This is a genomic window from Aquirufa ecclesiirivi (assembly GCF_011250515.1).
Classification (GTDB): Bacteria; Bacteroidota; Bacteroidia; order Cytophagales; family Spirosomataceae; genus Aquirufa; species Aquirufa ecclesiirivi.
Window position 1 is genome coordinate 381,063 of record NZ_JAANOP010000002.1, and the last position, 14,336, is coordinate 395,398.

The following is a 14,336-nucleotide window of genomic DNA, read 5'->3' on the forward strand; positions in this document are numbered from 1 at the left end:
TACAATGCAAAGACCTCAGGGATTCGCAAAGATCATCATCGTACTCACGACGATTACCGCAGCTGTCATGGAGTTGTTGGATACCACTATTGTAAACGTGGCACTCAACCAAATAGCTGGGAATTTAGGAGCTACTATTGAAGATATTGCCTGGGTGATAACGAGTTATGCGATAGCTAACGTCATCATTATCCCCATGACGGGATTTTTAGGCGAATATTTTGGTAGAAAAAACTACTACTTAGGTTCCATGATTCTCTTTGGAATAGCCTCTTACTTCTGTGGGATGAGTGATAGTCTTTGGGAATTAGTCTTTTGGCGATTTATTCAAGGAATTGGTGGAGGAGCTTTACTTTCTACTTCTCAAGCCATTTTATTTGACGCATTTGAGGTGAAAGACCGACCAACCGCTTCTGGTTTTTTTGGCATGGGAATCATCTTGGGGCCATCCTTAGGACCTGTTTTAGGTGGGTATTTAGTGGATAATTATGAATGGAATGATATTTTCTATGTCAATATCCCTGTTTGTATTTTGGCATCCATCCTGACAATCGTATTCATTGATCGTAAAGAAGGTGAAGGTCAACATCGACAAAGCATGAAAATCGATTACATCGGAATCGCATTGCTAGCCGTAGGGATTGGAAACTTACAATATATCTTAGAAAAAGGAGAATCGGAGAGCTGGTTTGAATCAAAAACCATCAATACCATGGCAGGCTTGTGTGCCATTGGCCTCATTGGTTTTATTTGGCGAGAGTTAACCACGGAACATCCTGTAATCAACTTGAAGATTTTCAAGAATAAGGTATTTGCCATGAGTACCGTCTTTAACCTAGTCAGTGGATTTGGATTATTTACTTCGGTATTCATTTATCCCATCATGGTGCAGCGGATTAATGGATTAAGCTCTACGGAAACAGGTTTATCATTGATGTTTCCAACATTATTGGGAGTATTATTCTTTCCAATGATTGCCAAATATCTATCTCTAGGTGGCAAACCCATTCCCGTAATGGGAGTCGGTATTTGTATTTTCATCATTTTCGGATTCATTGGTGGTTCGGCCACCCCAGAAATGGGTCGCTGGGATTTCTTCCCAATGCACCTCTTGCGTATGATGGGGGTAGCTATGTTACAAATGCCCTTAATTAATCAAGCTGTTGCAGGACTACAACCAGCCGAATATCCGGCAGGAATAGCCTTGAGTAATATGATTCGACAATTAGGAGGTGCTTTTGGAATTGCGGTGGCCAATAATTACGCTACGCATCGTGCGGCCCAACATCGAACCGATTTATTAGCTAATATTCAAGTGGAAAATCCTTTGTTCCAACAGAGAATTCAAGGTTTAACACAGAACATGATGCAAAAAACGGGAGATTTCGTCCGAAGTGGGGAAGCTGCATATCGCCAATTGGATGCCATGGTCAACAAACAAGCCTATTATTTGGCCTACTTAGATACATTCCGATTGGTCTCTATTTTATTCTTGTGCATACTACCTTTCTTGTGGTTATTACGTACCCCAAGGAAAACCAAAGCAGAAATTGAAAAAATCATGAAAGCGAGTGAAGAGGCTCATTAATTATATGAAAAAATACATCCTACTCCTATCCTATTCGTTGTTGAGCAGCACCATGCTAGCCCAAACCAAAGGTCTTCCTGAATTAATCCAAGGCATTTTACAGCATTCGCCTGCTTTAAAAGGACAAAGAAACCTGATTAAAATGGGTCAAGTAAAAACACAAATTCAAGAATCCTACGCAAAACCAATCATTGGCGCCGAAATTGGAATCACTCGAATTGATCCAGTTGCAAAAGCTAGTTTTAACTTTGGAGGAGGAAATTCTACTTTACAATTTCAACCCAACATGAATTACAATTCGCAATTTGTAGCCAATCACGTACTGTATGATTGGGGCAGAAATGCGATGGCGATAGAGAAAACACGATTAGAAACTCAATTAAGTCAAGCTCAGGTTGAGCAACAGGAGTTCCAAATGGGTTTTCAAATCGCCAATCTTTACCAACAAATTATCTTCAATAAAAAAGCGATTCTGGTTCAAAAATCACATTTGAAACGTTTAGAAAATAATTTCCAAGTAATTCAACAACAAATAGCACTAGGTGAGGCTATCGAGTATGATAAAATCAGCCAACAAGTTAAAATAGCGAATCAAGAGAGTAAAATCTTGGAATCGGAAAATCAAGTAGCTCGTATGTTGGACTATTTAAGTACTTTATTGGGGGCAAATGCCGAGGTTTATTTAGTAGAAAATCCACAAATATGGCAAGCTCAAATGGCAAAACCGATTGAATCATTTTCTAATCCCGAGATCTCGCAGATTAAAGCACAAGAAGAAATCATTAATAAGAGTATTGAATTAGCCAAGTCTGAAAATACCCCTACTTTGGCTGGATTGGCAACATTAGGATTAAAAAACGGTTATGTTCCAAGAATTAATGGAGAAACGCCCTCCTTTGGAGATGATTTTAAAGTAAATAGCGTCTTAGGACTAAAGCTCAGTATTCCGATATATGCAGGAAAAAGAGCGAGTTATCAAACCGAATTAGCCACCATTCAAAAAGAGCGTGTTGCTTTTCAATTGGAAGATGCACAAGAAAAATTAGGAACAGAATGGAGGCAAGCACAATTGAATCAACAAAACTATGTAAGGAAAGCTGCAACGCAGAAGGAAGTAGTTGCGCAAGCACAATATGCGTTAGAATTAGCGAATACACGATTTAAGCAAGGATTGATTCGCCGAATTGAATTAGATCAAGCAGAATCCATCTTAGAAGAATCCCAATTGATGCAAGCTCAGTTTGATTATCAAGTGAACCTACAACAATTGGAATTATATAGAATACAGGGAATAAAAATTTGGTAATTATAAATCAAACAAGATCGCCAAAGTAGGATTTTGCAATTTACCCTCATAAATCGTCAAACCATTAGCTAGTGCTGGGTTATTGGTACAAGCTAAATTCCAACCTTCTTTGGCAATCTGTTGTACATAAGGTAATGTCGCTTGAGTCAAGGCCAAAGTAGATGTTTGAGGTACAGCTCCAGGCATATTGGCTACACAATAGTGTACTATTCCATCGATTTCAAACACAGGATTTTCATGGGTCGTTGGCCTACACGTTTCAATACATCCCCCCTGATCTACGGCTACATCAACTAACACTGTTCCTGGGCTCATTCGTTTTAAATCTTCTCTTTTGATTAGATGTGGAGCCTTGGCTCCATGTAAAAGCACGGCACCAACTATTAGGTCGGCCTGAGGCAAACATTCCTGAATGGACAAGGAAGTAGAATATTGAGTGGACACATTGGCAGGCAATATATCTTCCAAATAGCGCAATCTAGCTAGATTTGTATCAAAGATGGTGACATTAGCTCCAAGACCTGCGGCCATTTTGGCAGCCTGCGTTCCTACTACTCCTCCTCCTAAAATGACCACATTTGCTGGCTTAACGCCGGGTACTCCTCCTAACATCTTTCCTTTTCCGCCTTGTGCCTTAGCTAAAAAATAAGCACCCACTTGGATGGACATTCTACCGGCTACTTCCGACATCGGAGTTAATAAAGGAAGACTCCGATCAGGCAATTCCACTGTTTCATAAGCTATACAAATTGCTTTACTGGTTATCATCGCTTGGGTCAGTTCCTTTGAAGCTGCAAAATGAAAATAAGTAAATAAAATTTGACCTGCTTGAATCAAAGGAAATTCTTGTGCTAAGGGTTCTTTCACCTTTACGATCATCTGAGAGGTTGAATAAATAGAAGCTGCATCAGGAAGAATGACAGCTCCAGTTTGCATATACAACTCATCCGAAAAACCAGAACCTACACCTGCCTGACTTTGTACATACACTTGATGACCTTGAGCCACCAACGATTGAACTCCTGCAGGTGTTAAACCTACTCGGAACTCTTGTTTTTTAATTTCCTTAGGGACGCCAATAATCATGATAGTAGATGTTTAGCTTGTTGAAAAAAAAGAACGGCCAACGAAAAATTTCGCTGGCCGTTACCTTTGATGAAGTATAATACACTGCAAATATAAATAAGACAAAAAATATTTATGCATATCACTAATAAATAAGGAATTATTTCTGTTAAAATACATTTTGTAGAAAAATATTCTATAAATTAACTTTCTGTTAATACAAATCCGAAAAAATTATGGCTTCCAAACTTAATTTAGACGCACTTGATTTAAAGATTCTAAAAATTATCCAAGGAAATGGGCAAAAGAAACTCAAAGAAATAGCTTCTCAAGTCAATCTATCCTTATCTCCGACGCATGATCGAATCAGAAAAATGGAAAAAGATGGATATATCATGTCCTATGTGGGGCTGTTGAATCGAAAAATGTTAGACTTAGGTCTTTTGGTGCATTGTCAGGTAACCCTTGAAAAACAAAATCGAAAAAATTTCAAAGAATTTGAGCAAGCCGTCCAAGCTTTTCCTGAGGTTTTATCCTGCCATTTGGTCTCAGGGAACTTTGATTATTACTTAATGGTTGTCAGTGCGGATGTAGAAAGTTACAACCGATTCTACCAAGAGAAGTTGGCCGTACTACCTACAGTAGCCCACATCAACAGTTTATTTGTGATGGATGAAATAAAACAAAGTACAGAATTACCCATTGCTTGACAATGGCTTGTATAATGTTGTACCTTTGTATTCCAATAATGGGGTCGACCGGTTTTGACAGCTTATGTCGGTCGGTGGTAAGCACGTCGGGAGTTGTAGGCATTTCCTGTTAAAAAAACCTTCGAATTATAACTGGCAATACACAGTATGCCATGGCTGCTTAATCTTAGAGATTAATCAATTTGCCATCGTTCAGCCTTCTCTAAACTCTGCCGAGGAGGGCATCTGAGCGTCGACATGCAGAGTCGATAAGTTCGAATTTCTCTACGGGCTTGTTAGTATCCAGAGGATAAGTTGAAAGTTTGGGTCTGATGTGAACCCGCTTTTGAACGAAAATGAATCACCTCTAAACGTGTAGAAAGCTATTGTTCGCTAGGTTTGGACGAGGGTTCGAATCCCTCCGACTCCACCATTTGCCATCAAGGCACAAAAATCAAACTAGGCCCGGTCAATATTCGGGCCTAGTTTTGTTTTTAACGCACCAATTTCTCCATAAATCCTTCACTTCTGAAATATTTAAAAATATATGCAAGAGATTGTTTCTGAAGTCCTTTTGACTTTTTTATTCTATTAAATCAGTCAAAATTTATTTTTTTGACATAACAATTGGGATAACATCATTTCATTTTCATCCATTATTATCTTGGCAGACATATTCCCATGAAAAGACTTCATGCATGGATAAAAAAATAATCATAGGACTAAGGATGATTTTCAATTACCTGTATATTTAGGAAAGTGAATTTTATACAAATAAAATAATACCCACATGCAAAAACTTCTCTACACCTATTTGCTACTGTTTATTAGCTTATTCACTTTAGCACAAAAGTCCTTGGAAGATACGGTTGCCAAAGCCGCTTTGAAGGTAGATATGCATCCTAATTTTAAAAGAGAGCTGTCTTTAGAGGCTAAAACTGAAAATAAAGGAGAAATCAATATCAAAGGACAAAAAGTAAGTTATAAAGTGATAACAGGAACTATGCCTGTTTGGGATGATCAGGGAAAAGCCATTGCTGGATTATTTTATGTGTATTATGAGCGTACAGATGTTAGCAATAAAACAGAACGTCCCTTAGTCATTTCTTTTAACGGAGGTCCAGGAACTGCCAGTGTTTGGATGCATTTAGGTTATACTGGCCCACGGAAATTGAAAATTGACGATGAGGGATATCCGATACAACCTTATGGATTTGATGAAAACCCCCAATCTATCCTAGATGTAGCAGATATTGTGTACATCGATCCTGTGAATACCGGATTTTCACGTATTCTAGATAAATCAGTCCCAACTTCAAAATTCTTCGGAGTCAATGCCGATATAAAATATTTAGCTGAATGGATCAATGCATTTGTGGCGCGTCAAAAAAGATGGGCTTCACCTAAGTTCTTGATAGGTGAAAGTTATGGTACAGCTAGGGTGGCAGGCTTGTCTTTAGAATTACAAAATAAACATTGGATGTATTTAAATGGTGTCATCTTGGTTTCTCCTACCGATTTGGGCATTGAACGTGGTGGAAATATGAGTGCTGCCATGCGTGTGCCTTATATGGCAGCAACTGCTTGGTATCATAAAAAATTACCTGTAGACTTACAATCAAAAGATTTAACAGCATACTTACCAGAAGTAGAGGAATTTACTCTGAGTGAATTATTACCAGCTATTGCCCAAGGTGGCGCATTAAATAAAGAGAAACGCGCCTTGATGGTAAAAAAATTAGCTCGTTATACTGGACTAAGTGAAATAGCTGTCATGAACCAGAATTTGGAAATTCCATTAGACTTTTTCTGGAAAGAATTATTAAGGAACCAAGGTAAAACGGTTGGACGATTAGATTCAAGGTATATTGGTATAGATAAAAAAGATGCTGGGGACAAACCAGATTATAATTCGGAGCTAACTAGTTGGGAGCACTCATTTACACCGGCTATAAACATGTATTTACGAGATGAATTAGGTTACAAAACAGATTTACCCTATTATATTTTTGGACCTACATTCCCTTGGGATAGAACGAATAACCATACAGGTGACGATTTACGTCAAGCGATGATGCAAAATCCATATTTGCATGTGTTGGTACAATCAGGGTATTATGACGGTGCATGTGATTATTTCAACGCGAAATACAATATGTGGCAAATGGATCCCGCTGGAAAAATTCAAGATCGAATGTTCTGGGAAGGATACAGGAGTGGACACATGATGTATTTACGAAAAGAAGATTTAAAAACAAGTAATGATCATTTGAGAACATTTATTAAAAAGAGTATTCCCAAACATGGTACACCTGCAAAATTTTAAACAATCTAACTTAACTTAGAACTTAGCGATTGATTGCATGCTGAGTGCCAAATATGGGACTAGTAGTAACTATTTAATCATGTTACATTCGACTGATTTCATACTTTCATTTTACTAGTAACCTTCTTTCTATCAGGATAGACCCGATGTAGAAGCATATTTTAATGAATTCAGAATGATAACAATGAAAAAATCGTAAATTCATTGTTCAAACAATACTCAACTTTACTATGAAACAAAGATTCATTTCATTCATTAAGACCTCATTCCTGCTCTCCATTGTCTCTTTATCCTTTAGTACCTTGGCTCAGGTTCCAGCTGGGCATTCTGTGATAGAAGGAAGGTGGGACATCACCATTACAAAAAGAAATGTGACCACTCCGGCCTGGCTAGAAGTGACGCATTCTGGTTTAAAAACATTGACTGGTCATTTTGTAGGCGATGGCGGTAGTTCTCGCCCTATTTCCAAAGTAAATTTTGCTAACAATATCATTTCTTTTAGCATTCCTCCCCAATGGGAAAATTCCGAAAAAGATTTAATGCTAGAAGCCGAATTAAAAGATGATAAATTAATGGGCACATTAACGACCCCATTAGGAGAGAAATTCCGTATTCTAGGTGTAAGAGCTCCTAAATTATGGAGAGAAAATACACCTGTTTGGGGAACACAAATTAGTCTTTTCAACGGTAAAAACATGGATGGCTGGCAGACTTTAGGACCCGATAACCAATGGGTAGCTGTGAATGGGATCATGAAAAGTCCTAGAACTGGGGCGAATATTCGTACCGTTCAAACCTTCCAAGATTTCAAATTACACGCAGAATTCCGTGTACCTAAAGAAAGCAATAGTGGATTGTATTTACGCGGTCGATATGAAATCCAAGTGGCCGACAGCAAGGGTTTAGAACCAGCCAAAGATCAGTTAGGTGCCGTTTATGGATTTATAGCTCCGTTGGAAAATGTGGCTAAAGAAGCTGGCGAATGGCAGACTTATGATATTGAATTAGTTGGCCGTAATATCACGGTTACTTTAAATGGCAAAACAGTTATTTATAAAGCAGAAATTCCAGGAATTACGGGAGGTGCTTTAGATAGCAACGAGGGAGAAGCTGGTCCCATTATGATTCAAGGTGATCATGGCCCAGTAGAATACAGAAATTTGGTAATCACCCCAGCGAAATAAATGTAGAATGTAGAATGTAGAATTAATTGACTATTCTACATTCTACATTCTACATTCTACATTTCACATTCATCATTCAACTCTTCTCGGCAAGTACCAACCTAACCACAGGCCACATAAGCCCCAAGAAACGATTAAATCAATGAGTTCTGCCCTCAAATCAAACACAGGGTACCAAATATGTTGGGTATAAGGTGAATTAGTAAATACCAATACGCCTATCACCAAACACATACCTAAAATAGTCTTCATGGTAGGCGTTTTTAATTGCCTGATCAGATAAATGACTAAGAATACCAAGAATATATCCACGATTAATCCTCGAATCATATTATCCTGCATGGAAATATTATAGTTGGAATAATATTGTATTCTAGCCCATGGCTTTCCAGTGACAGATTTAGTAAACTCATCTGCTTTGGCCATGTCTTGCTCATTTTCCATGCGAGGTAAAATATAGCCTCCCTCCTTTTTGAGATGTTTTGCCAGTACGTTCAATACACTATCCTGACTAGCAGTGTACATTTGGGAAGGCTCATGCAAGTTGAATGCCACGTGGGAAGCAGCTTGCCAAAAGAAAATAATTAAGCCACCTACTACAGCTCCAATGATCGTTCTTTTCATGGTTTTAACATTTAGTGTGGGCTAAATGTATGAAAAAAATTAGAAAACATAGAATTAATTTGATTTTAACATTTCTGAGCCTGCCAAAAGGAAACAACCCAATCCAAAATCTTCGAAATTAGGTACCGAAGTAAATGTCACGGGTTGTGAATCTTTCGGTTCTTTACCGGTACCTTGAACAAAGCCTAAAAATCCATTGGGATGAACACAATGGCTCATCGCTTCCCAAGCCCTATTGGCTGCTTTCTGGTATTTTTTATCCTTTAATATCCCATTCCTCAAAGCCCATTTCATGCCATAAACAAATAATGCCGTGCCCGTTAATTCAGGACCGCCAAAATTACTTTCATCTTTTAAACTCACATTCCAAAACCCATCTTTCCTTTGTAAAGGAATCAAGGCTTCCGACATATCTTTAAAATCTTGTATGTATTCCGCACGATGGGGTGCATTGGCAGGCATCACTTCTAATGTTCTAATGAGAGCCGCATAAACCCAGGCATTACCTCGTGACCAAAAGCAGTTTTCCCCATTGGGCTCTTTATAAGGAGGAACGAAATCCTTATCTCGCCACCATAAATGCTCCTGAGTATTATATAAGCCATTTCCGCCGTGTTTGTATTTAGTAAAGGCATATAAATCATACATTTTATCATAATAACGGTTATCATGAAAACGAGTACCTAATCTGGCAAAAACAGGCATACTCATTTGCAAACAATCGATCCAAGACCAATCATCCGCTTTTTCACTGGCTAACATGTAATCAATATTAGCTTTAATGGGTTTTATCCTCGCAGAATCACCCTGTATATCAAATAAATCTAAATAGACTTGTCCACATGCTTGGTTATCCGCATTTCGTGTTTTCAAACCATCTCGTAAACCCCATTGATGAAATGTTCCCCAATCTGTCATATAAGTCAAATCTGCCTCTTGGGGGTCTAGTTTATACAATTCCATCAGTCCTTCATAATAAACGGCCCTTGTCCAAATATTGGATGGACGCGTTCGATCAGGACTTACTATCACCTGTCCTACTTGAGGCCACTTTTGTTTAAAGTAGCTGTTTGCCAGATGCATTTGAGATAAAATCAGCTTTTTATTGGGTTTAGCCCAAACAGAAAAAGCCACAAAAAGTAGGATAAGTAAACTAGGCAAGGAGTATCTAATTCTCATTAGAAAAGGATTAAGCTAAGTAAAATACAGAAGGAATTTCCACAGATTTTGGTGAATGATCTGGATTGCTTTCCATGATATCGGCCATGTAGGCCCACCATTTTTGCATAATTGGCAATTTGGGCAAATGATCTAATTGGCTTAGATCTTCAGCCTCTAAATAGGCAAAAAGCACTAAAGTTTCAGTATCAAGAAATATGGAATAATTTTGGATACCGACCGATTTCAATAATTCAACCAACTCTGGCCAAATTTCATCGTGACGTTTTTTGTATTCAGCCTCTTTCCCAGGAAGAAGAAACATTTTAAGGGCTTTTCTTTGCATATTTTAGCGAATCTAATTGTTGAAATAAGTCAATGAATCAACAATTCTACTCAATCAAAAGGATTCTGCCAAAGAAAAGAATTGAACTAAGCTTTGATGGCTTTTTCAAAACGATTTAAATCATCATCATCAAAGCCTAGGTGAGTAACAAATCGAATGTAATCCACACCAAAAGGGGAACATTTAATACCTTTTTGAGCTAATTCAGCCACTTTATTGGTGGAATTTAACCCATCTTGAATCTTGACAATCACGATATTGGTAACAACAGGTAAAGTCATGACTACCCAATCCAAAGTGGAACAAATTTCTGCAATAGTTCTTGCCCTTTGGTGGTCTTCTTGAAGTCTTTCCACTTGATGGTCTAAGGCATAAATCCCTGCAGCAGCGAGCATTCCCGCTTGTCGCCAACCTCCTCCTAATCGCTTTCTAACCCTTTTTGCTTTTTTAATAAAGGCCGCATTCCCTACCAATACAGATCCGACAGGGGCTCCTAATCCTTTGGACAAACAAATCGAAATGGAATCAAACCAAGTTCCAAATTGAGCGGGACTTTGACCCGTAACGGCCATCGCATTAAATATTCGTGCTCCGTCTAAATGAAGTGGGATAGCTTTAGCTCGACAAAAACTTGAAATTTCCTCTAGATTTTCACTGGTATAAACACTTCCTCCTCCTTTGTTTACCGTGTTTTCTAAACTCACCATGGCACTTTCACAGGCATGAATGTCGTCTGGTGAAATGGCTGCTTCTATTTGAGATTTAGTTAATCGACCTAAATCCCCTTTCAATAATTTCACTGATGCACCCGCATTGGCCATGATTCCTCCGCCCTCGTACAAATATATATGAGATAGCTCATCACAAATCACTTCTTGTCCTTTAGAAACAGTAGCCGAAATAGCCATTTGATTACTCATCGTTCCTGATGGACAAAATAATGCCGCTTCTTTATGAAACATCGTGGCCAATTTATTTTCCAATGCCAAAACACTAGGATCTTCTCCAAATACATCATCCCCCAATGGAGCAGAGAACATGGCATCTCGCATTCCTGGGGTAGGTAATGTAAACGTATCACTTCTTAATTCAATGATTTTCATGGAGACTATTTGGAATAAAAACGAGACAAAAAGAACAAACGAATCAATATTGGCAAGGCGATGATGAATAAGCCATAAAAGAGATAACCTGAAATAATGCTAGCTATTAATCCAACAATAAAGGCAAGTCTTACATATTTGAGCCAAAATCCTCCAGATGGGTTTTTCGCAAACCAAAAGACTAAAGGAAAATGCATAGGCCATAAAATCAAACAACTCACATTATATGACATGACTTCATGGTCAGTAGCGGTGGCTAAAAAGAAAATCAAGATCCCAAATAATCCATATATCAGAAAAAGAGCTATATCTAAGCCATAAAGCAAGCCTTTTTTATGAGAAAAGCGAGAGGATAAAACGAACAAAACCAATGATAATGTCAACAATACGGGTAGCGGGCCAAAAGGATCAAATCCCTCCTCTACAATCGGTTGAGCTTCAAACAAGGTCAGGGATGCTTCTACCAATTTCTGATTATTCAGGCCAGCTTGTGCCGTGGCTATTTCCAAATTATCTGGCAAATAACAAGATTGCGAAGCATCGGTGGTAACATCAGAAGGTAAACCTAAAGCCATGTTCATACCAAAGGTGACCCAAGCGGTAGCAGGCAAGTAACGGTTCATCCAATCACGGTAAGATAAGCCTTCCAAACGAGTCATTTTATCCCAAGGATATGCTCTAGGGGCAGCCTGCTCAAAGATGTCACGTATGCGCGTAGCACAGTTATCGTAGAAAAACTTATATTGATAATAGCGGTTTTCAGGCAAGTAATTCTTTTCTAATGCTTGAAAAATTTGATTCCGTTGAGCATCATTCAAAGCCAACACTTGTTCCCTAAGTGTCCTGTTTTCATATTGTGAATAATAATTCAATACGTCGGACATATTATTGTAGGACAAAGAATAGGGTAAAGTTCCTTTCAAAAATTTCCAATAAAAATTTTCCGTTTGAAAATCGAAAGTACCATAACTATAAGCTCGGTCTAAACCCGTGGCTGGATCATATACCCGAATCAAGGTATGACCAAAATAGGAATACAATTCTGTTCCAGGTGCAATAGTCACTAAGGATACCCGAGATTGTGTACTTAGACTTTTTTGAGCCAAAGCTGAGCTCATCAGAATACTCAGAAACAAGACATATAAATACTTCATAAAAGCTTATTTACCAGCAATAATTAAAACCATTTCGCCTCTTACTTTATCAGGATGTTGATTTAAATATAGCAATACCTCCGCTGTTGTTCCTCTGATCATTTGCTCATGCATTTTGGATAATTCTCTAGCAAGCATCACTTGTCTTGATTCCCCTAAAAACTCCACGGCTTGTTCCATCGTTTTTACAATGCGATGAGGTGATTCATATAATACTACCGTTTTATCTTCTTCTGCTATGAACTTCCAACGAGTCTGTCGGCCTTTTTTATGGGGCAAAAATCCTTCAAAAATAAATCGATCACAAGGGAATCCCGAGTTTACTAAAGCGGGTACAAAGGCCGTTGGCCCAGGTAAAGTCTCCACCTCTATTCCTTGTTCTACACAAGCTTTAACCAATAGAAAACCAGGATCTGAAATTCCTGGAGTACCTGCATCAGAAACCAAGGCCATCGATTTTCCAGCCAATATCATTTTGATTACTCCAGCCACACCAGCATGTTCATTATGGGCATGGTGAGCAAATAAGGGTTTATTGATGTTTAAATGTTTCAATAATTGACCCGTATTACGTGTATCTTCTGCCAAAATACCATCCACTTCTCCTAAAATCCGAATGGCTCGTAAAGTGATATCTTCTAGGTTTCCAATAGGTGTAGGAACAATGTATAATTTCATGCCATGAAAATACTACATAAATATGAATTTCTTGGGAGGAAGGTCAATTATGAAGCATAATTTAACTTCGCATAAGATTCAAAAAATAGATCGATTTTATGAAGTGACGAAATGAAATGCTTCACCATGAATATGATGGTTTTAAAACAAAAAAAGCGCAAATTTCTTTGCGCTTCTGGTAGAGGGTGAGGGATTCGAACCCCCGGGCCTGTAACAGCCAACAGTTTTCAAGACTGCCTCGATCGACCACTCTGACAACCCTCTGTCTCAAAATGAGAATGCAAATTAAGGCCTTTTTTCGATTTTAAGCAAGTCCTTTGTTAAAAAATCCTTAAAAATTAATTGAGAAATCATCCAATCGACTGCTTCTGACCGCTTTAAATTCTCAGGAATCCACTGTATATCAATCCCTGAACGTTCCATTTTACGGAAAAATGTCATCTGCCTTTTGGCAAATTGATGAATAGCTACTTCAAGGCCTTTTTCTAATTCATCACGACTAATTTTCCCTTCCACAAAATCCGTTAACCATTTGTATTCCAGCCCTAACCAACGCAAATCTGCTGGCTTGACACCTTCTTTTAATAGATTTTCTACTTCGTCGATCATCCCTTCATCCAATCGCTGAAAGAGTCGTTTCGAGCAATTTTCTCTTCTTCTTTCCCATGTAGGCTGTAATCCAAAAACGATGCTTGAACGATCCAATTCTAAGGGTGAATCTAAAAAAGGAGGTAAACTGGAAAATTGATAACTGGACAATACGGCATCCATGTAAAATCCTGTACCTCCACATAGTATGGGATATTTTTTATGAGCATCAATTTCTTTCAGTGCATCAAAAACATCCTTCTGAAAATGTGCCACCGAATACGTATCGCCCACTTCCAAAATGTCGATTAGATGATAAGGAACTGCATTTTCATGTGATCCGTATTCCAATAAATCTTTGCCCGTTCCAATATCCAACCGTCGATATAATTGCCTAGAATCAGCAGAAATAATCTCCCCTCCTATTCTTCTAGCCAATTCAACTGCCAAAGCTGTCTTCCCACTAGCAGTAGGTCCAAGAATGGTAATAAGTGGAAGTTGCATGTACTTAGATCAAGTTTGGGGTC

At 38.3% G+C, this 14,336-nt stretch carries 13 protein-coding genes, 1 tRNA gene and 1 other RNA gene; 6 read left to right on the top strand and 9 right to left on the bottom strand.

Annotation, left to right across the window (positions count from 1 at the left end):
• Positions 1-4: 4 nt before the first annotated feature.
• Together G9H65_RS04990 and G9H65_RS04995 are read left to right on the top strand one after the other, a co-directional pair.
• Positions 5-1,588, top strand: a complete 1,584-nt coding sequence (locus tag G9H65_RS04990; protein WP_166374231.1) for a DHA2 family efflux MFS transporter permease subunit — start codon at positions 5-7, stop codon at positions 1,586-1,588.
• A 4-nt stretch (positions 1,589-1,592) separates the two neighbouring features.
• Positions 1,593-2,894 carry a TolC family protein gene (locus G9H65_RS04995; protein ID WP_166374232.1) on the top strand — a complete coding sequence of 434 codons (1,302 nt, stop codon included), beginning with the start codon at positions 1,593-1,595 and terminating at the stop codon, positions 2,892-2,894.
• Here G9H65_RS04995 and ald read toward each other — a convergent pair whose 3' ends face one another.
• A complete protein-coding gene (gene ald, locus G9H65_RS05000) occupies positions 2,895-3,980 on the bottom strand; it encodes an alanine dehydrogenase (protein ID WP_166374233.1) in 1,086 nt (361 codons plus the stop codon).
• Between the two features lie 215 nt (positions 3,981-4,195).
• On the opposite strand from ald, the gene G9H65_RS05005 reads away from it, so the two are divergent.
• The 4 genes from G9H65_RS05005 (at position 4,196) to G9H65_RS05020 (ending at position 8,158) form a co-directional block, all read left to right on the top strand.
• Positions 4,196-4,669, top strand: coding sequence for an Lrp/AsnC family transcriptional regulator (locus tag G9H65_RS05005; protein WP_166374234.1), 474 nt, complete (start codon positions 4,196-4,198; stop codon positions 4,667-4,669).
• A gap of 40 nt (positions 4,670-4,709) precedes the next feature.
• Positions 4,710-5,081: a transfer-messenger RNA gene (gene ssrA / locus G9H65_RS05010) on the top strand.
• A 357-nt stretch (positions 5,082-5,438) separates the two neighbouring features.
• Positions 5,439-6,974, top strand: a complete 1,536-nt coding sequence (locus G9H65_RS05015) for a S10 family peptidase (protein WP_166374235.1) — start codon at positions 5,439-5,441, stop codon at positions 6,972-6,974.
• A gap of 230 nt (positions 6,975-7,204) precedes the next feature.
• Positions 7,205-8,158 (top strand): 3-keto-disaccharide hydrolase, encoded by a 954-nt coding sequence (locus tag G9H65_RS05020; protein WP_166374236.1) that lies wholly within the window; start codon positions 7,205-7,207, stop codon positions 8,156-8,158.
• Between the two features lie 72 nt (positions 8,159-8,230).
• Here G9H65_RS05020 and G9H65_RS05025 read toward each other — a convergent pair whose 3' ends face one another.
• The 8 genes from G9H65_RS05025 to G9H65_RS05060 all read right to left on the bottom strand — a co-directional run bounded on the left by G9H65_RS05025 (position 8,231) and on the right by G9H65_RS05060 (position 14,313).
• Positions 8,231-8,782 (bottom strand): hypothetical protein, encoded by a 552-nt coding sequence (locus G9H65_RS05025; protein WP_166374237.1) that lies wholly within the window; start codon positions 8,780-8,782, stop codon positions 8,231-8,233.
• Between the two features lie 54 nt (positions 8,783-8,836).
• Positions 8,837-9,961, bottom strand: coding sequence for a glycoside hydrolase family 88/105 protein (locus G9H65_RS05030; protein ID WP_166374238.1), 1,125 nt, complete (start codon positions 9,959-9,961; stop codon positions 8,837-8,839).
• Positions 9,962-9,971: 10 nt separating this feature from the next.
• Positions 9,972-10,286, bottom strand: a complete 315-nt coding sequence (gene rhaM / locus G9H65_RS05035; RefSeq protein WP_166374239.1) for an L-rhamnose mutarotase — start codon at positions 10,284-10,286, stop codon at positions 9,972-9,974.
• A gap of 86 nt (positions 10,287-10,372) precedes the next feature.
• Positions 10,373-11,389: a threonine aldolase family protein gene (locus G9H65_RS05040; RefSeq protein WP_166374240.1), complete on the bottom strand. Its 1,017-nt coding sequence runs from the start codon at positions 11,387-11,389 to the stop codon at positions 10,373-10,375.
• A 5-nt stretch (positions 11,390-11,394) separates the two neighbouring features.
• Positions 11,395-12,543: an Lnb N-terminal periplasmic domain-containing protein gene (locus G9H65_RS05045; RefSeq protein WP_166374241.1), complete on the bottom strand. Its 1,149-nt coding sequence runs from the start codon at positions 12,541-12,543 to the stop codon at positions 11,395-11,397.
• A gap of 6 nt (positions 12,544-12,549) precedes the next feature.
• The gene (gene rsmI / locus G9H65_RS05050) at positions 12,550-13,221 is read right to left on the bottom strand and encodes a 16S rRNA (cytidine(1402)-2'-O)-methyltransferase (protein ID WP_166374242.1); all 672 of its coding nucleotides are present in this window, start codon (positions 13,219-13,221) and stop codon (positions 12,550-12,552) included.
• A 176-nt stretch (positions 13,222-13,397) separates the two neighbouring features.
• A tRNA-Ser gene (locus G9H65_RS05055) sits at positions 13,398-13,485 on the bottom strand.
• 21 nt (positions 13,486-13,506) lie between these two features.
• Positions 13,507-14,313, bottom strand: coding sequence for a tRNA (adenosine(37)-N6)-dimethylallyltransferase (locus G9H65_RS05060; RefSeq protein ID WP_166374243.1), 807 nt, complete (start codon positions 14,311-14,313; stop codon positions 13,507-13,509).
• Positions 14,314-14,336: the final 23 nt, after the last annotated feature.

Coding starts and splice junctions, on each gene's coding strand:
- G9H65_RS04990 (WP_166374231.1), top strand. CDS start 5: ATGCAAAGACCTCAGGGATTCGCAAAGATCATCATCGTACTCACGACG.
- G9H65_RS04995 (WP_166374232.1), top strand. CDS start 1,593: ATGAAAAAATACATCCTACTCCTATCCTATTCGTTGTTGAGCAGCACC.
- ald (WP_166374233.1), bottom strand. CDS start 3,980: ATGATTATTGGCGTCCCTAAGGAAATTAAAAAACAAGAGTTCCGAGTA.
- G9H65_RS05005 (WP_166374234.1), top strand. CDS start 4,196: ATGGCTTCCAAACTTAATTTAGACGCACTTGATTTAAAGATTCTAAAA.
- G9H65_RS05015 (WP_166374235.1), top strand. CDS start 5,439: ATGCAAAAACTTCTCTACACCTATTTGCTACTGTTTATTAGCTTATTC.
- G9H65_RS05020 (WP_166374236.1), top strand. CDS start 7,205: ATGAAACAAAGATTCATTTCATTCATTAAGACCTCATTCCTGCTCTCC.
- G9H65_RS05025 (WP_166374237.1), bottom strand. CDS start 8,782: ATGAAAAGAACGATCATTGGAGCTGTAGTAGGTGGCTTAATTATTTTC.
- G9H65_RS05030 (WP_166374238.1), bottom strand. CDS start 9,961: ATGAGAATTAGATACTCCTTGCCTAGTTTACTTATCCTACTTTTTGTG.
- rhaM (WP_166374239.1), bottom strand. CDS start 10,286: ATGCAAAGAAAAGCCCTTAAAATGTTTCTTCTTCCTGGGAAAGAGGCT.
- G9H65_RS05040 (WP_166374240.1), bottom strand. CDS start 11,389: ATGAAAATCATTGAATTAAGAAGTGATACGTTTACATTACCTACCCCA.
- G9H65_RS05045 (WP_166374241.1), bottom strand. CDS start 12,543: ATGAAGTATTTATATGTCTTGTTTCTGAGTATTCTGATGAGCTCAGCT.
- rsmI (WP_166374242.1), bottom strand. CDS start 13,221: ATGAAATTATACATTGTTCCTACACCTATTGGAAACCTAGAAGATATC.
- G9H65_RS05060 (WP_166374243.1), bottom strand. CDS start 14,313: ATGCAACTTCCACTTATTACCATTCTTGGACCTACTGCTAGTGGGAAG.